We start from the raw sequence: 16,635 nt of genomic DNA on the forward strand, positions 1-16,635 counted from the left end.
GCATCTTTGCACTCAGGAAGAGCGTGCCATCTGAAACGGTTGATTGGAAGAAGAAATATTGAGCATGCGAATCATGCGAATCATGCGAATCATGCGAATCATGCGAGAGAAGCGCGGAGCGCCGTCCGCAGGCGCTCCGGCTCGACCCGCCAGATGGTGTGCACGCGACCGTCGATAAACACGACGGGGATCTCTTCCGCGTACTCGGCGGTGAGCTCGGCGTCGTCGAGGATGTTCTTCTCGTCGACGGGAAGAGCGGCATCGGCGAACTCGGCCTCGGCCAGCACGTCGTGCAGCGTGGACCGGGCGTCGTCGCACAGGTGGCAGCCCGGCTTGGTCAGGAGGGTGATTCGCGGTTCGGCCATGCCCTCAAGGGTAGCGAGGGCCGAATGCCCCCGGGCACGACGAAGGCCCCCGGCGACCGGTGGTCGGCGGGGGCCTTCGTGTCGAGCGACTACTTCTTGTTGCGACGCTGGTGACGAGTCTTGCGGAGCAGCTTGCGGTGCTTCTTCTTCGCCATGCGCTTGCGACGCTTCTTGATGACAGAACCCATAGAGGACCTCACTGATTTCTGGATTGGACCGACCGGGTCCGAAACAGAACCGCGGAAAAATGCCTCGGGTCAGTCTACTAGGACGGCCCGAGAAAGTCGAAGCGGCCTAGCCGACGTCGGCGATGCCGATGCGCAACACGGCCGCGACGGCCGATTCCGGCACGCGGAAAGACCGCCCGAAGCGGATCGCCGGGAGCTCGCCCGAGTGGACCATGCGGTAGACGGTCATCTTCGACACGCGCATCATGTCGGCCACCTCGGCGACCGTGAGGAACCGCACATCCGACAGATCCTGCGACATGACCCTGCCTCGACTCGGGCCCCGGGGCGGGGCTGTGGAGCAGACGGGTGTTTCCCGTGTGCCTGGGGGCAACTCTAGGGGCGCGTGTGACTCGGTGTAAAGGTCGGTCGGACGCTACTGCCCGGTGCGTCCAAGGCGCTTGCGCACGGGATCGATGACGCGCTCGTCGAGGGCACCGAGCGCGCTCTGCGCGTCGTGCAGGGCCGAGGAGGCGCGGTACTGCGCCCCGGCCGCGTAGCGACCCAGCGTGCTCCCGACGTCCCCGGCGTCGGGCAGGTTCTCGGCCGCCCTCCGGAGCGGGGCGGGCACGGTGGCCCCGGCCCAGGCCGCGAACGGAGTGCTGGCCAAGGCCTCGGAGGTCAAGGAGTCGGCGCTGACGAAGGGGATCAACCAGTCCTCGACGACCTCGAGCGGCCCCGGCTCGAGCGAGTAGTAGCGGTGCTGTCCCTCTTCACGGACCCGCACGAGACCGGCCTCGCGCAGCACCCGAAGGTGCTTCGAGACCGTCGGCTGGCTGACCCCGAGCGACGTGACCATCTCGCCCACGCTGATGTCGGCGTTGGCGGAGTCGGTCGACAGCGACGCGTCGAGCAGCACCTTCAGGAGGTCTCGGCGGGTGGCGTCGGCGATCACGGCGAAGATGTCCGGCATGCGACCAGCGTAGTGACCCGGGATAGCATGACCGTCGTGACTCGCGCCCCCGTCGCCGGTCGACGCCGCCCCTCGGACCCCGGCCGCTCGCCCTGGCGCAGACTCAGCGACGCGATCGACGACATCGGTCGCAAGTCTCCCGCGCGCTTCGCCATCCTGATCTTCACCGGCCTGATCGTCGTCTTCACGCTGCTGTTCTCGCTGCCGATCTCGTCCGCCGACCGGACGATCACCCCGCTGGCCGACTCCGTCTTCACGGCCGTCTCGGTCATCTGCGTGACCGGCCTCGCGACTGTCGACATGGCCACCCACTGGTCCCTGTTCGGCCACGTCGTCATCTTCGTCGGCGTGCAGATCGGTGCGATCGGTGTGCTCACGTTGGCCTCGATCATGGGTCTCGTCGTCTCGCGGAAGCTCGGCCTCCGCGCCCGACTGATGGCCGCCGGCGACCAGAACCCGCTGCGCGTGCACGCCGGCCCGGTGCCCGAGGGTCAGGCGGTGCGTCTCGGCGAGATCGGTGGCCTGCTGACGACGGTGGCGCTCAGCTCGTTCGTGATCCAGCTCGTGATCGCCGTGCTGATGATCCCCCGCATGCTGATCGACGGCATCCCCGTCGGCGACGCCGTGCTCGACAGCTTCTACTACTCGGCCATGGCCTTCACGAACACGGGGTTCACGCCGAACGCCGAGGGACTCGCCGCGTTCGAGAACGACTACTGGTTCCTCAGCCTGATCATGGTCGGGGTGTTCCTCGGCAGCATCGGGTTCCCGGTGATCTACGCCCTCGCCCGCAACCCTCGCAACCCCCGTCGCTGGTCGGTCCACGTGAAGCTGACCCTCGTCACGACCGCGATCCTGATCGTGTTCGGCATGGTGCTCTACATCGTCCTCGAGTTCGACAACCCGAAGACGTTCGGCGGCATCGCGGCCGGACCGACGGTGTTCCAGTCGCTCTTCCTCAGCATGATGACGAGGTCGGGCGGCTTCTCGACGATCCAGATCTCCGACCTGAACGGCTCGTCCCTGCTCGTCACCGACATGCTCATGTTCATCGGCGGCGGCTCGGCCTCGACGGCCGGCGGCATCAAGGTCACGACGCTCGCCGTCCTGTTCCTCGCCGCGTTCGCCGAGGCGCGCGGTCAGCTGTCGATGGAGGCCTTCGGCCGTCGCATCCCCAGCGACGTCCTGCGCCTGGCCGTCAGCGTCGTGTTGTGGGGCGCGACGATCGTGGCGGTGTCGAGCATCCTGATCATGCACATCACCAAGGAGCCGCTCGACCACGTGTTGTTCGAGACCATCTCGGCCTTCGCGACGTCAGGCCTCAGCACGGGGCTGACCGACCGGCTCCCGGACTCGGCGAAGTACATCCTGGCGGTCACGATGTGGATGGGCCGCGTTGGTACAGTGACACTCTCCGTCGCCCTGGCCGCCAGCCAACGACGCCAGCTGTTCACCCGAGCCGAGGAGCGACCGATCGTTGGTTGACAAGATCAAGCACGACGCCCCGGTGCTCGTCATCGGCCTCGGCCGCTTCGGCGCCGCCACCGCCGGGCAGCTCGAACGGCAGGACCGCGACGTGCTCGCCGTCGACACCGACGCCGGGCTCGTGCAGAAGTGGGCCGACCGCGTGACGCACGCGGTGCAGGCCGACGCCCGGAGCATCGACGCACTCAAGCAGATCGGTGCGCAGGACTTCTCGATCGCCGTGGTCGCGGTCGGCTCGTCCATCGAGGCCAGCGTGCTCATCACGGCCAACCTGGTCGACCTCAAGGTGCCGCAGATCTGGGCGAAGGCGATCAGCCAGTCGCACGGCAAGATCCTCGCCCGCATCGGTGCCAACCACGTGATCTATCCCGAGCGCGAGGCCGGCGAGCGCGTCGCGCACCTCGTCTCGGGTCGCATGCTCGACTACATCGAGTTCGATGACGCCTTCGCCATCGTCAAGATGTACCCGCCGAAGCCCGTCCGCGGTGCCTCGCTGGCCGCGTCGAACATCCGGAAGAAGTACGGCATCACCATCGTCGGGGTGAAGAGCCCCGGGGGCGCGTTCGTCGAGGCCACCCCCGACACGGTCATCAGCAACCACGACCTGATCATCGTGTCGGGTGACAGCCGCGCGATCGAACGTTTCGCCGCCCTCGAGGGCTGACCGCGGCTAGCGACCTTCGGCGATCTCGCGGTTGCGGGCGAGGGCGGCCTGTGTGGCCCGCTCGAACAGCTCGAGCAGACCGCCGTCGGCGAGTTCGGCGACGGCGCGCTCGGTCGTGCCGCCCGGGCTGGTGACCCGACGACGCAGCTCGGCGGGCGCGGTGTCGGTCGGCAGGACGTCACTCGTCGCGAGCAGCTCGCTCGCACCGCGGAACGTGCCCTGCACCATGGTGGCGGCCTGCGCGCGGGTGAAGCCCAAGGCGACCGCCGCCTCCTGCAGTTGCTCGATCAGGTAGAAGACGTAGGCGGGTCCCGAACCCGAGATCGTGCTGAGCGCGTCGATCTGCGACTCGGGGACGACGACGACGTCGCCGACCACCGCGAAGAGCGACCGGGCCAGGTCGAGGTCGGCGTCGGTCGAGCGCGAGCCGGCGCTGAGCCCGGTCACCCCGAGGCCGACGTGCGACGGGGTGTTCGGCATGGAGCGCAGCACCGAGACCGACTCGGGCAGGGCGGCCTCCATCGTGGCGGTCGTGACGCCGGCGGCGAGGCTCACCACGACGGCGCCCGCGTCGAGCGCCGGACCGATCTCGTGCAGGAGGTCGACCACCATGTGCGGTTTCACGCCGATCAGGACGAGCCGCGCACCGACGACCGCCGAGGAGTTGGCGCTCGGGTCGGTCTCGGTCGCGAGCGAGGTGACGGCGCCGTGCCGCAGCGCCCGGGCCTTGACCTCGGTGCGGTTCGTCACCCGCACGCCCCCGTCGACCGACACCTCGGGGCGCAACAGGCCCTGCAGGATCGCGCCGCCCATCGAGCCGGCTCCGAGAATCGCTGTGGTGGGGAGGGTGGTGACCATCCGGCCATCCTAGGATCGACCAGGACCACACGAGGGGATCGGAACCGATGAGCAGTCACGGCGGCAACAAGGCGATCATCGCCGCACTCAGCGCGAACCTGGGCATCGCGGTGACGAAGTTCATCGCCTGGGCCTTCTCGGGATCGTCGTCGATGCTCGCCGAGGGCGTCCACTCGCTGGCCGACTCGGGCAACCAGGTGTTGCTGTTGCTGGGCGGCCGCAAGTCCAAGAAGGCGGCCGACGCCGAGCACCCGTTCGGCTACGGCCGGGAGCGTTACGTCTACGCCTTCGTCGTGTCGATCATCCTGTTCAGCGTCGGCGGTGTCTTCTCGCTCTACGAGGGCGTCGAGAAGCTGCGCGAGCCGCACCCGCTCGAGGTGCCCTGGCTGCCGGTGCTCGTGCTCGCGATCTCGCTCGCCCTCGAGGGGTTCTCGCTGCGCACGGCGATCCGCGAGTCCCGACCGAGCAAGGGCCAGCAGAGCTGGGTCTCGTTCGTGCGCCGCGCCAAGGCCCCCGAGCTGCCGGTCGTGCTGCTCGAGGACGCCGCCGCCCTGCTGGGCCTGTCGTTCGCCATGGTCGGCGTCGTGCTGACCTGGATCACCGGTGACGGCGTGTTCGACGCGATCGGCACCCTCGCGATCGGCGTGCTCCTCGTCGCCGTCGCGATCGTCCTCGGCATCGAGACGAAGAGCCTGCTCGTCGGCGAGGGCGCCTCGGCCGACGACGTCGCGAAGATCCGCGCGGCCGTCACCGGCGGCCCCGAGGTCGAGTCGATCATCCACATGAAGACGCTCTACCTCGGCCCCGACGAGCTGCTCGTCGGCGTCAAGGTCGCGATGCCCGGCCGCACCGTGCTGGCCGACGTCGCCAGCGCGATCAACGCCGTCGAGTCGCGCATCCGCGAGGCCGTGCCGATCGCCCGCGTCATCTACGTCGAACCCGACGTCTGGGTGAAGCCGGGCCAGGTCGACCCGCCGACCGACGCGATCGTCATCCGCGCCGCCGACTGACCCGAGGAGGCGCGGGTCGGCCACGCGCGCCGGCCCGGTCCCGCGGTGCTCGGTCCGGCGTCGCTCGGTTCAGCGTCGCTCGGCGAAGAACGCGTCGAGCTGCGCCCGGCACTCCGCCTCGCGCACGCCGGCGTAGACCTCGGCGCGGTGCGGCAGCCTGCGGTCGCGGACGATGTCGTAGACGCTGCCCGCGCCTCCTGCCTTGTCGTCCCAGGCGCCGTAGACGAGCCGCGGGACCCGCGCGGCGAGCAGTGCCCCGGCACACATGGGGCACGGTTCGAGGGTGACCACGAGCGTCGTGCCGGTGAGGTGCCAGTCGCCCGTGTGCGCGGCGGCGGCCCGCAGCGCGATCACCTCGGCGTGGGCCGTCGGGTCCTGGCGAAGTTCGCGTTCGTTGCGGCCCGTCGCGATCACCACACCGTCGGCGTCGACCACCACGGCACCGACCGGCACGTCGGCCGAGACGCGACAGGCGGCGGCCTCGGCGAGGGCGAGCGACATCCAGTCGTCGAACTCGGGCGGGACGGCGATCACGGGGCCTCTGCGGGGTCGGGACGGCTCGCGGAACCGGTCGACTCCGCTACCGTTGAGCCTATGCGAGTGCACGTAGCGGACCACCCCCTGATCACCCACAAGCTGACCGTGCTCCGCGACAAGAGCACACCCTCCCCCACCTTCCGGGCGCTGACCGAAGAGCTCGTCACGCTGCTGGCCTACGAAGCCACGCGCGACGTCCGCACGAGCCCCGTCGACATCGAGACCCCGGTCGGCCCGACCACGGGTCTCGAGATCAGCCAGCCGCGACCGCTCGTCGTGCCGATCCTGCGCGCCGGCCTCGGCATGCTCGAGGGCATGACCAAGCTCGTGCCCACGGCCGAGGTGGGCTTCCTCGGCATGGTGCGCGACGAAGAGACCCTGCAGCCCACGACCTACGCCGAGCGTCTGCCCGACGACCTGTCGAACCGCCAGTGCTTCGTGCTCGACCCGATGCTCGCGACCGGTGGCTCGCTGATCGCCGCCATCGACTACCTGCTCGACCGCGGCGCCGTCGACGTCACGGCGGTCTGCATCCTGGCCGCACCCGAGGGCCTCGCCGCCGTCGAGAAGGCGATGGAGGGCCGCGACGTCCACGTCGTGCTCGGCGCCGTCGACGAGAGGCTCAACGAGCAGGGCTACATCGTGCCGGGCCTCGGCGATGCGGGTGACCGCCTGTACGGGCTCGCCTGACGCACGCCATCTCGACGACCCGGGCCGCGCCTCCTGACCGCAGGAGGCGCGGTTCGGCGTTTCCGGGCCGCCCACGCCGTCGGAACGCGAACGTCGCTTGACATCGGGACGCGGGGTGTAACAAGATCGACCCCATGACTAACAGTGTGCTCGCCCCGACCTCTCGTGAGGCCCTCGGGAGCACCGGCATGATGATGCCGATGCACGCTGTCACGTGTCGAATGTGTGCCTGATCCGGTCACACACCTCGCCGAGTCGAAGCTGCTGACACCGCCAGCTGAGCTCGTGGCCCCACCCGGTCACTGAGCCACCGACTCCAGGATGCTCCGCGTCGCCACCCTCGACGCGCATCCCGAACGGTGCATCGCACCGACTGCTCGTGACGTTCGGCACCATCGCCGGCGGGATCGAGCACCGACACACATCGAGCAGTCCCTCCGCATCCCGGCGACCCGTCGGCCGAGGGACCGCCGCCGTCACGCAAGGACCCCGCCTGTCATGTCCCTCATCCTCGACCGCCCCGTCACCGCCACCCGCACCGTCTCGCCCGCCCGCTCCGCCGCGCCGACTCCACTCCGCGAGATCGCGCCCGCCCGCTCGGCCGCCCCGACCGCCGCGCCCGTCGCCTCGCTCCCCGCGGCTCCCGCGGCACCTCGCCCTCGCGCCGTGCCCGAAGGCACCGAGGCCCGCGGCTTCGTCCTCTACGTCGGACTCGACGAGCTGAAGGCCGCCGCCGACGGCACCTCGCTCGGCGACGTCGTCTCGCAGATCAAAGAGCTGGTCGGTCGGATCGCCCCGTCGGCCGAGACGCACGCCGCCGTGGCGCTCGCTCCAGAGGGGGCGGGCGGCCGCGACGTCGACGTGGTCCGGCTGGCCCTGCAGGACCCGGCCGCCCTGGCGAAGCGCCGGCAGGTCACCGAGGACGACGAGCCCGGCGCCCGTGGCGGCGTCGTCGTCGACATCTCGCGCAAGCGCCTGCTGCTGGACGGCGACGTGGCCCCCCTGACGTACAAGGAGTTCGAGCTGCTGCAGTACCTCGTCCTGCGCGAGGGCCGCACCATCGAACGAGCCGAGCTGATCTCGAGCCTCTGGGCCGACGGCGACGACGAGGTGCCGAACGAACGCACCATCGACGTCCACGTCCGCCGGCTGCGGTCCAAGCTCGGCGCCTTCGAGGACATCGTCCGCACCGTCCGCGGTGTCGGTTACCGCTTCGACCGCCACGCGGACGTCTCGATCCGCCACGCGTCGACACCGTCGCCGGACGTGTTCTGAGCCCGGCTCGCATCACACGACGGCCGCGGTGCCGGATCGGTCCGAGTTCCCAGGAATTCATCGGGTTCACCCCTGGACCACCGTTACCGATCCGTTATAGATTGTGTCTCGCCGACGTCGTTTGCTGTGGCGACCGAGGCGGAATGTGATTGCAGGACACTCCTGGTGCAAGGGAAGAGGGCCGGTCGCCATCGGGCGACCGGCCCTCTGTCGTGTGCCCGGGCGACCCATCTCCTGTCCCGACGGCACGGTGCCCGCATCGCGTCCCCACCCGTGTCGGCCCGAGGACGGTGGCCTTTCGTAGACTCGTCCTCGACGAACGTGAGGTACGACATGAGCGAGACATCGATGGCCGTGGGGGCCTGGGAAGCCCTGTTCCGGGCCCAGGTCAGCGTCATGCGTGAACTGACCGAGTGCTTTCCGACCAGCGAGATCTCGTTCAACGAGTACGACGTGCTGTTCAACCTGTCGAACCAGCCCGATCGGCGGGCTCGCATCCGCGACCTGACCCGTCACCTCTTGCTCACACAGCCGAGCATCAGCCGCCTGGTCGACCGACTCGCCTCGAAGGGCATCGTCGAGAAGACCTCCGACCCCGGCGACGGGCGAGGCATCATCGTGACCATGACGGACGAGGGCTACGACCTCTACCGACGCACGGCGATCAGCCACGCCGAGGCGATCCGCCGGCGGGTGGGCGGTGCGCTCGACGACGACGAGCTGGCCTCCCTGGCCGAGCTCTGCACCAAGCTGCGCCTCGGCACGCCGGTCGGGGCGGACGCATGACGTCGCCCTCGATCGTCTGGTTGCGCGACGACCTGCGCCTCGCCGACAACCCCGCCCTCGTGGCCGCCGTCGAGAGGGGTGAGCCGGTCGTCGTCCTCTTCCTGCTCGACGACGAGACCGACGGCATCCGCCCCCTGGGCGGCGCCTCGCGCTGGTGGCTGCACCACAGCCTGGCCGCCCTCGCCGACTCGCTCCAGGCCATCGGCGGCCGACTGACCCTGCGCCGGGGCCCTCAGGCGCGCGAACTCCCCCGCCTCGTCGACGAGGTCGGCGCCGGCGCCGTCTTCTGGAACCGCCGGTACGGCCTCGCCGCCCGCGACGCGGATGCCGAGCTCAAGTCGTCCCTGCGCGAGCGCGGGCTCGACGTGCGCAGCTTCCAGGCGAACCTCATGTTCGAACCGTGGACGATCCAGACCGGGCAGGGCCAACCGTTCAAGGTCTTCACGCCGTTCTGGCGCGCGTGCCTCGACCGGCCCGAGCCGCGCCACCCCGAGGCGGCCCCCGACGAACTGCACGGGCCCCGCACGACGCCCGACAGCGACGACCTCGACTCGTGGGCCCTCCTGCCCACGGCACCCGACTGGGCCGGTGGACTCCGCGACTCCTGGACCCCGGGCGAGGCCTCCGCCCTCGACACGCTCGAACGCTTCGCCACGGGACACCTGGCCGACTACGGCCTGCGCGACGAACCGGCTCAAGAGGCGACGAGCCACCTCTCGCCCCACCTCCGGTTCGGCGAGGTCAGCCCGTTCCAGGTCTGGCACCGCATGCGGGGCGACCTCTCGCCCGATGCCCGCGAGCAGGCCTCGGGCTTCCTCCGCGAACTCGTCTGGCGCGAGTTCAACCACACGGTCCTCTTCGCGAACCCGCACCTCGCCACGACGAACTACCGACCCGAGTTCGACGAGTTCCCGTGGCACGAACTGGAGCCTGGCGAACTCGAGGCGTGGCAGCAGGGCACGACCGGCATCCCGCTGGTGGACGCCGGCATGCGCGAGCTGTGGACCACCGGGTACATGCACAACCGGGTGCGCATGGTCACGGCCAGCTTCCTCGTCAAGAACCTGCTGGCCGACTGGCGGGTCGGCGAGCAATGGTTCTGGGACACCCTGGTCGACGCGGACGAGGCGAACAACCCCGCCAACTGGCAGTGGACGGCCGGCTCGGGCGCCGACGCGGCCCCGTACTTCCGGGTGTTCAACCCCGTGCTGCAGGCCGACAAGTTCGACAAGCAGCGCGACTACGTGCGCCGCTGGGTTCCCGAGGTCGACGACGACTCGTACCCCGAGCCCATGGTCGACCTCAAGGCCTCGCGCCGGGCCGCGCTCGACGCCTACGAGGCGATGCGCCGCACCACCCGCACCGAATGACCCCGCCCCCCGAGAGGACCACCTCCGTGACGACGTCATCACACCCCGCCCGCACCAGCCCACCCGCGGGGATCGACGCCGTGTTCGCCGCGCGTCCGCCCGAGCGTCGCGGTCCGAGCGCCGTCTGGGCGACCTTCGACCGCACGGGCCTCGTGCACGACGGCTCGTACGGCGAGATCGCCCCCGGCACCGCACCCGGCGTCGACACGGCGTACCGCATCGCCTCGTGCACGAAGAGCTTCACCGCGACGGCCCTGCTCGCCCAGCGCGACGCCGGGCTCGTGTCGCTCGACGCACCGATCACCGACTTCGTGCCGGCGTTCGGCGAGGTGGCCCTCCCGACGGCCGACTCCCCCGTGCCGACCTTGCGCATGCTCCTGACCATGTCGGCCGGCTTCCCCACCGACGATCCGTGGGGCGACCGGCAAGAATCCCTCACCGACGACGAACTCGACGCCCTGCTGCGGGCCGGGCTGAGCTTCGACAGCGTGCCGGGCACGACCTTCGCCTACTCCAACCTCGGCTTCGCCCTCGTGGGCCGGGCGATCGCGGCCGTCGCCGGCAGGCCCTACCGCGAGGTCGTCGAGTCGACCGTCCTCGAGCCGCTCGGTCTGACGAGCACCGGGTTCGAGGTGACCGTGTCGGCCACCGGTGGCGTCGCGATCGGCCACCGCCGCGCCTCCGACGGGGGTGACGCCCTGCCGTTCTCGGGCCCGGGCGCGTTCTCGCCGATCGGCGGGTTGTTCAGCACCGTGACCGACCTCACGCGCTGGGCGCGCTGGCTCGGCTCGGCGTTCGACCCCGAGGGCCGGGGCGACCTCGACGGCATCCTCTCGCGCGCCTCCCGACGCGAGATGCAGCAGGTGCAGCGGTTCGTCCCCGCCCGGGCCGGTCACCCCGGCGGCTACGGGTTCGGCCTGTTCGTCGAGCACTACCCCGACCACGGCCCCGTGGTGTCGCACAGCGGGGGCTACCCCGGGTTCTCGGCCCACATGCGTTGGCAGACCGCGACCGGCCTCGGCGCCATCGGGTTCGAGAACGCGACCTACTCGAAGGTCTCCGAGCCGATCGGGCTCGCACTCGACGGCATGATGGCCGACCGCGCCGACGCCCGGGTCGTCGTCCGCCCGTGGCCCGAGACGTCGAGCGCGCGGGACGCGGTCGAGGCCGTGGTCCGCGGCGGGACGGTGCCCGACGGGTTGTTCAGCGAGAACGTCGAACTGGACCTCCCGCTCGACCGACGCCGCGCCTCCTGGGCCGCTCTCGTCGAGTCGGTGGGGGGCTGGGACGACTCCGGCGACGGTGATCCGCTCCCGGCCGACGAGTCGTCGGCACCGTCGCACCTGGTCTGGCGTCGACGCGGTGCCCGCGGTGTCGTCCGGTTCGAGATCCGGCTCACCCCCGAGCGCCCGCCCCGGGTCCAGACCGTGCTGGTGAGCGCCGAGAGTCCGCGCTGACCCAGGGCTCGTCCAGCGCTCGACCGGTCCGACGTCGTCAGGCGGGCGGCCGCCCTCCGGCCACCCCGGCGGCCCGGGCGGCGGCGCGGGCCCCGCTGCGTCCCGCGACCCCCAGGCTGCGCGACGTCGCCCACGTGGCGATGAACCCGGCCGAGAACGCGTCGACCAGACCCACCGAGTCGACCCAGCGCGAGACGACCCCGTCGACCACGACCGGCGGCTGCCCCCGCGAGACCACGACGGCTCCCCCGTCGTCGGCGACGAGAGCGACCACGCCGACGTGTTCGGCGAGGGCCGCCGCCGCGGCGATCGGCTCGTCCAGCCCGGTCAGCTCGCGAGCCGTCTCGTCCGACGGGAAGAAGAGATCGGCCCCGTGGACGGCCGCGAGGAAGGCGGACACCCCGAACCGGCGGACGATCGAGGCGCTGCCCGGGGCGACCGAGACGAGCGCTCCGGCCTCCCGAGCCCGGCCCACCAGGCGTCGGAGGGCGACGGGGCTGCGGGACTGGGCGACCGTGTAGCCCGTGAAGTGCACGAGACCGGCCCCGGCGACGAGGTCGTCCGGGACGTCGTCCGGACCCAGCGAGGCACCTGCGCCCCGATCGGTGAACATGGTGCGCGACGAGCCGTCGACCGTGATGACGACCGTCCCCGTCGGGTCGTGCGCGTCGTAGGCCAGGCGGGCCACGACCCCGGCGTTGGCGAGCAGCTGCGAATGACGTTGCAGGTCGGCCGTGCCCACCCGCCCGACGAACGAGACGTCGACCCCCAGGGACCCGAGCCACGCCGCCGTGTTCGCCGCCGATCCCCCGGCCCGGTGCCGGATGGTGGCCACCGTCTCGGTTCCGGGGTCGCCGCCCGTCCGGGGGCTGACGATGATGTCGTCGAGGACGTCCCCGAAGACGAGCACGGGCGACCCGGTGCGGGGTCGGTCGCCCGAAGGGCGGAGGCGGTCGGTGGCGAGGGTCATCGGCATCCACCCGACCACGGATCGGGGGCGGGGACGGGACGAGGAGGCGCAAATCACCCTCGAGGGCACGTCACGTTCACCCGTCCCGGCCCCGCCGACCGGCCGCGCCGGGATTCGTCGGTCAGACGGTGACGGGCTGCGAGGCCGGGGCCTCGCGACGGGCACGCCGTCCTCGGACGACCAGGGCGTCGAGGGCGAGGCGGCCCGGCCCGGTGAGCACGATCGCGATCGAGGCGACCGCGAGGACGAGGACGTACTCGAAGCCGCCGGTCGTCGAGTAGAAGCCGTTCGGCAGGTGGACGGCGACCAGGGCGACGACCGCCGTGACCGCCAGGAGGGCGGCGGCGACGCGGGTGGCGAAGCCGACGACGAGCGCGACACCGGCGGCCAGTTCGGTGACGGCCGCGACCGGGGCGGCCACCTCGGCGAGCGGGATGCCCATGCCGCCGAAGGCACCCTGTGTCGCGGCGAGGCCGTCGACGGCGAGCTTCTGCCACCCGTGCGCGACGAAGACGACCCCGAGGACGACGCGGACCAGGAAGAGTCCGAGGGACGAGGGAACTGACGACATGGAGGTGCCTTTCGGTCGGGGACGGGGTCGTGGCACGTCGTCGGGCACTCCGTCACGGTATGAGGTGACGCGTCACCGACCCGGGCCGTGGAGCGCCCTGCCAGGCCTTCGCCAGAACCCTGCCAGGCTCGGGTGGGGCATCCGGGGGACGCGGGGACGCCTCGCGAGGGCCGTTCGGTGGACGCCTGACGTGCCCCGAGGGACGGTGTCGGTGGTCTCGGGCAGGATCGGAGCGGATGACGAGACGGGCCGACGGCCCCACGACGAGAGGCGGCACGCATGGCGACCATCGCGATCACGGGGGGCTCGGGGCGCATCGCCACCTGGGTCCGCCCCCTGCTGCTCGAGGCCGGCCACGACCTACGGTTGCTCGACGTGGTCGCGCCGCCCGACGACCTCCGGGCACGCGAGACGTTCGAACACGTCGGCGTGACCGACCTCGAGTCCCTCACCGTCTCGCTCGGCGGAGCCGACCTGGTCGTCCACCTCGCGTCCCACGCCAGCGAGCGCACGTGGCACGAGATCCGCGACCTCAACGTCGAGAGCGCGTACGTCGTGCACGAGGCCGCCCGTCGCGCCGGTGTCGCCCGCCTGCTCGCGGCCAGTTCGGTGCACGCCGTCGGTTTCGAACCCGGCTCGAGTGCCGCCGACCACGACGTCCCCGCCCCTCGCCCCGACTCGTTCTACGGCGTCAGCAAGGTGCTGCTCGAGGCCGTCGGCAGCCTGTACGCCGACCGTTTCGGCTCGACCGTCGTGTCGGCGCGCATCATGACGGCCGAAGTCGAGCCGCACGACGTCCGCAGCCTCGGCACGTGGCTGTCGCCGGCCGACGCGACCCGGTTGATCCTGGCCACCCTCACGACGGCCCCGGCCGGGCACCACGTCGTCTGGGGCGTCAGCCGGAACACCCGTCGCGTCGTGTCGCTCGCCGCGGGCGAGGCCATCGGCTACCACCCCGAGGACGACGCCGAGGCGTTCGCCGACCGCTTCGCGGGTCAGGTGCAGCCACCCGACGCACCCGTCGGCGGCGCCTTCACGACCATGCCGCTGGGTGAGGCGTGGTGACCGGCCCGGCGGCGGCATCCGGGCACGCCCGCGAGGCCGATAGCGTGGCTCCGTGAACCCCACCCTGCACTCGTCGTCCGTCGCAGAGGTCGACCCCGTCGTCCTCTACGAGATCCTCCGCCTCCGGGTCGACGTCTTCGTCGTCGAACAGGAGTGCCCCTACCCCGAGCTCGACGGGCGCGACCTCGAACCGACCGCGCGCCTCCTCTGGTTCACCGACGACGATGCCCACGTCCTGGCGACGCTCCGCGTGCTGCACGACGGCGACGACCGTCGCATCGGCCGGGTGGCGACGGCGGCGGCGGCTCGCGGTCGTGGGCTCGCAGCCGACCTGATGCGAGCGGCCGTCACCGCGTGCGAGGGCCGACTGATCCGACTCGACGCCCAGGCCCACCTCTCGGGCTGGTACGCACGGTTCGGCTTCGTGGTCGACGGTGACGAGTTCCTCGAGGACGGCATCCCCCACCTGCCGATGACGCTCGTCGCCTCGCGCTGATGTCGGCCCCGCCCGCCGGCGCGTCGTCGACCAGCCGACCAGCCGGTCGGCGGGTCAGCGGGTCAGACGGTCAGACGGTCGGGCCGGGGTGGTGGTGCTCGAAGACCAGGCTGGTGCGGGTCGAGGCGACGGCCGGGTGCGCCGAGAGGTGGTCGAGCACGAACTCGCGCACGTCGTTCGTGTCGCGGACCGCCAGGTGGATGATGAAGTCCTCGGACCCGCCCAGGAAGAACAGCTGCACCACCTGCGGCAGGGCCCGGATCTCGGCCGAGAAGGCGGCGATGCGCTGCCGGGCCGAGGCGAGGATCGTCACGCTGATCAGCGCCTGCAGGTCGAGTCCGAGGGCCGAGAGGTCGACGTCGGCCCCGAAGCCGGCGACGACGCCGCGCTCGACGAGCGACCGGAGGCGCGCGAGACACGTCGACGGAGCGATCCCCACCTGCGCGGCCAGGGTGGCGTTCGGGGTGCGGCTGTTCGCGACCAACAGGCGCACGAGCTGCCGGTCGATCTCGTCGAGCCGAACGTCGTTCGTCGCAGCCATGTCCAGTCGCCCCCTCGTCGTCGATCGTGCGGCGACAAGGGCCCCGCACAGAATCTCGTGCGGAGAGCTTGGCACGCATCGGCACGAAACAGCACACTGACCTCAGTTCGGCGAACAGAGGCGTGCACCGGCCGCCCGTCGTCGAGGCCACTCCCGAGAGGACGAACCATGCGCGTCGGCATCCCCACCGAGATCAAGAACAACGAGAACCGCGTCGCCGCGACCCCGGCCGGCGTCCACGAGTTCTCGCGCCGCGGACACGACGTGATCGTGCAGGCGGGTGCCGGGCGGGGTTCGGGGTTCTCCGACGACGAGTTCGTCGCCGCGGGCGCGACGGTCGTGGACGACGCGGCCACCGTCTGGGGTGAGTCCGACCTGCTCATGAAGGTCAAGGAGCCGATCGCGGCCGAGTACCCGCTGATGCGGGCCGACCAGACCCTCTTCACCTACCTGCACCTCGCGGCGTCGCCCGAGTGCACCGAGGCCGTCCTCGCCTCCGGCACTACCGCGATCGCGTACGAGACGGTCCAGCGGGACGACCGCAGCCTGCCGCTGCTCTCGCCGATGAGCGAGGTCGCCGGCCGCCTGTCCACGATGGTCGGGGCCTACCACCTCATGAAGCCGATCGGCGGCACGGGCGTGCTGCTCGGTGGCGTCCCCGGCACCCCGAAGGCGAAGGTGGTCGTGATCGGCGGCGGCGTCGCCGGCGAGCACGCCGCCGCGAACGCCCTCGGCCTCGGCGCGGACGTGACCGTGATCGACGTGTCACTGCCGCGTCTCCGTGCCCTCGAGGTGCAGTTCGGCGGCCGGGTGCAGACCCGCGCCTCGACGGCGTACGAGATCGGCGCCCAGGTCGCGGCGGCCGACCTGGTGATCGGCTCCGTGCTGATCCCCGGCGCCCAGGCCCCCAAGCTCGTCACCGACGACATGGTCGCGTCGATGCGTCCCGGGTCGGTGCTCGTCGACATCGCCATCGACCAGGGCGGCTGCTTCGAGGGATCGCACGCGACCACGCACGACGACCCGACCTTCGCCGTGCACGACAGCGTCTACTACTGCGTCGCCAACATGCCCGGGGCCGTCCCCCAGACCTCGACCCGGGCCCTGACCAACGCGACCATGCCCTACGCGCTGGCCCTGGCCGACCGGGGGTGGCGGGACGCGATCGCCGTCGACGCGTCGCTGGCGCGGGGCGTCAACGCGGTCGCCGGGCGCATCACCAACGCCGGCGTCGCGACCGCGGCCGGCGTCGACCTGGCGGATGCCCGCACCCTCTGACCGTCCGACGAACCGACAGCGCCCGACGGCGCCCGTCGGGACAACGAGCGAACCGTTCGGCCCGGTCAGCGAAGACC

20 protein-coding genes are annotated in these 16,635 nt (G+C 71.3%); 11 read left to right on the forward strand and 9 right to left on the reverse strand.

Annotation, left to right across the window (positions count from 1 at the left end; all coding sequences use genetic code 11):
- Positions 1 to 98: 98 nt before the first annotated feature.
- The 4 genes from AC1MBW_RS02775 to AC1MBW_RS02790 form a co-directional block, all read right to left on the reverse strand.
- The gene (locus tag AC1MBW_RS02775) at positions 99 to 365 is read right to left on the reverse strand and encodes a glutaredoxin family protein (RefSeq protein ID WP_480025358.1); all 267 of its coding nucleotides are present in this window, start codon (positions 363 to 365) and stop codon (positions 99 to 101) included.
- Positions 366 to 454: 89 nt separating this feature from the next.
- Entirely contained in the window at positions 455 to 553 is a 99-nt protein-coding gene (locus tag AC1MBW_RS02780; RefSeq protein WP_003792170.1) for a 30S ribosomal protein bS22, read from the reverse strand.
- Between the two features lie 106 nt (positions 554 to 659).
- Positions 660 to 854 carry a helix-turn-helix domain-containing protein gene (locus AC1MBW_RS02785; RefSeq protein ID WP_043593002.1) on the reverse strand — a complete coding sequence of 65 codons (195 nt, stop codon included), beginning with the start codon at positions 852 to 854 and terminating at the stop codon, positions 660 to 662.
- A 114-nt stretch (positions 855 to 968) separates the two neighbouring features.
- The gene (locus AC1MBW_RS02790) at positions 969 to 1,505 is read right to left on the reverse strand and encodes an ArsR/SmtB family transcription factor (protein ID WP_082383388.1); all 537 of its coding nucleotides are present in this window, start codon (positions 1,503 to 1,505) and stop codon (positions 969 to 971) included.
- Positions 1,506 to 1,532: 27 nt separating this feature from the next.
- On the opposite strand from AC1MBW_RS02790, the gene AC1MBW_RS02795 reads away from it, so the two are divergent.
- Entirely contained in the window at positions 1,533 to 2,990 is a 1,458-nt protein-coding gene (locus tag AC1MBW_RS02795) for a TrkH family potassium uptake protein (RefSeq protein ID WP_480025359.1), read from the forward strand.
- A complete protein-coding gene (locus tag AC1MBW_RS02800; RefSeq protein ID WP_054146335.1) occupies positions 2,983 to 3,654 on the forward strand; it encodes a potassium channel family protein in 672 nt (223 codons plus the stop codon). The genes AC1MBW_RS02795 and AC1MBW_RS02800 overlap by 8 nt, the downstream gene beginning before the upstream one ends.
- Before the next feature lie 6 nt (positions 3,655 to 3,660).
- Here AC1MBW_RS02800 and proC read toward each other — a convergent pair whose 3' ends face one another.
- The gene (gene proC, locus AC1MBW_RS02805) at positions 3,661 to 4,512 is read right to left on the reverse strand and encodes a pyrroline-5-carboxylate reductase (RefSeq protein WP_054146334.1); all 852 of its coding nucleotides are present in this window, start codon (positions 4,510 to 4,512) and stop codon (positions 3,661 to 3,663) included.
- Between the two features lie 47 nt (positions 4,513 to 4,559).
- Here proC and AC1MBW_RS02810 point away from each other — a divergent pair, with 47 nt between their 5' ends.
- A complete protein-coding gene (locus AC1MBW_RS02810; protein ID WP_054146333.1) occupies positions 4,560 to 5,522 on the forward strand; it encodes a cation diffusion facilitator family transporter in 963 nt (320 codons plus the stop codon).
- A 69-nt stretch (positions 5,523 to 5,591) separates the two neighbouring features.
- On the opposite strand, the gene AC1MBW_RS02815 is transcribed toward AC1MBW_RS02810, so the two are convergent.
- On the reverse strand, positions 5,592 to 6,023 hold the full coding sequence (locus tag AC1MBW_RS02815) for a nucleoside deaminase (protein ID WP_054146375.1): 432 nt from the start codon (positions 6,021 to 6,023) through the stop codon (positions 5,592 to 5,594).
- A 93-nt stretch (positions 6,024 to 6,116) separates the two neighbouring features.
- Here AC1MBW_RS02815 and upp point away from each other — a divergent pair, with 93 nt between their 5' ends.
- The 5 genes from upp to AC1MBW_RS02840 all read left to right on the forward strand — a co-directional run bounded on the left by upp (position 6,117) and on the right by AC1MBW_RS02840 (position 11,637).
- A complete protein-coding gene (gene upp, locus AC1MBW_RS02820) occupies positions 6,117 to 6,749 on the forward strand; it encodes a uracil phosphoribosyltransferase (RefSeq protein ID WP_054146332.1) in 633 nt (210 codons plus the stop codon).
- A 498-nt stretch (positions 6,750 to 7,247) separates the two neighbouring features.
- Positions 7,248 to 8,024, forward strand: a complete 777-nt coding sequence (locus AC1MBW_RS02825; RefSeq protein ID WP_480025360.1) for a winged helix-turn-helix domain-containing protein — start codon at positions 7,248 to 7,250, stop codon at positions 8,022 to 8,024.
- 333 nt (positions 8,025 to 8,357) lie between these two features.
- Complete coding sequence (locus tag AC1MBW_RS02830; RefSeq protein ID WP_480025361.1) at positions 8,358 to 8,810, forward strand: MarR family winged helix-turn-helix transcriptional regulator; 453 nt, start codon at positions 8,358 to 8,360, stop codon at positions 8,808 to 8,810.
- A complete protein-coding gene (locus AC1MBW_RS02835) occupies positions 8,807 to 10,180 on the forward strand; it encodes a cryptochrome/photolyase family protein (protein WP_480025362.1) in 1,374 nt (457 codons plus the stop codon). The genes AC1MBW_RS02830 and AC1MBW_RS02835 overlap by 4 nt, the downstream gene beginning before the upstream one ends.
- A gap of 26 nt (positions 10,181 to 10,206) precedes the next feature.
- Positions 10,207 to 11,637: a serine hydrolase domain-containing protein gene (locus AC1MBW_RS02840; RefSeq protein ID WP_480025363.1), complete on the forward strand. Its 1,431-nt coding sequence runs from the start codon at positions 10,207 to 10,209 to the stop codon at positions 11,635 to 11,637.
- Between the two features lie 37 nt (positions 11,638 to 11,674).
- On the opposite strand, the gene AC1MBW_RS02845 is transcribed toward AC1MBW_RS02840, so the two are convergent.
- Both AC1MBW_RS02845 and AC1MBW_RS02850 read right to left on the reverse strand, forming a co-directional pair.
- Positions 11,675 to 12,607, reverse strand: a complete 933-nt coding sequence (locus AC1MBW_RS02845) for a carbohydrate kinase family protein (RefSeq protein ID WP_480025364.1) — start codon at positions 12,605 to 12,607, stop codon at positions 11,675 to 11,677.
- Positions 12,608 to 12,728: 121 nt separating this feature from the next.
- On the reverse strand, positions 12,729 to 13,178 hold the full coding sequence (locus AC1MBW_RS02850) for a DoxX family protein (protein WP_054146327.1): 450 nt from the start codon (positions 13,176 to 13,178) through the stop codon (positions 12,729 to 12,731).
- Between the two features lie 279 nt (positions 13,179 to 13,457).
- Between AC1MBW_RS02850 and AC1MBW_RS02855 the strand changes: the two genes are divergently transcribed.
- Positions 13,458 to 14,243, forward strand: a complete 786-nt coding sequence (locus AC1MBW_RS02855) for an NAD-dependent epimerase/dehydratase family protein (protein WP_480025365.1) — start codon at positions 13,458 to 13,460, stop codon at positions 14,241 to 14,243.
- Between the two features lie 52 nt (positions 14,244 to 14,295).
- Positions 14,296 to 14,739: a GNAT family N-acetyltransferase gene (locus AC1MBW_RS02860; protein WP_480025366.1), complete on the forward strand. Its 444-nt coding sequence runs from the start codon at positions 14,296 to 14,298 to the stop codon at positions 14,737 to 14,739.
- A gap of 70 nt (positions 14,740 to 14,809) precedes the next feature.
- On the opposite strand, the gene AC1MBW_RS02865 is transcribed toward AC1MBW_RS02860, so the two are convergent.
- Complete coding sequence (locus AC1MBW_RS02865) at positions 14,810 to 15,280, reverse strand: Lrp/AsnC family transcriptional regulator (protein ID WP_054146324.1); 471 nt, start codon at positions 15,278 to 15,280, stop codon at positions 14,810 to 14,812.
- Positions 15,281 to 15,448: 168 nt separating this feature from the next.
- On the opposite strand from AC1MBW_RS02865, the gene ald reads away from it, so the two are divergent.
- Positions 15,449 to 16,558 carry an alanine dehydrogenase gene (gene ald, locus AC1MBW_RS02870; RefSeq protein WP_054146323.1) on the forward strand — a complete coding sequence of 370 codons (1,110 nt, stop codon included), beginning with the start codon at positions 15,449 to 15,451 and terminating at the stop codon, positions 16,556 to 16,558.
- Positions 16,559 to 16,635 lie beyond the last annotated feature (77 nt).

This window comes from Frigoribacterium sp. AP1, from assembly GCF_056680555.1.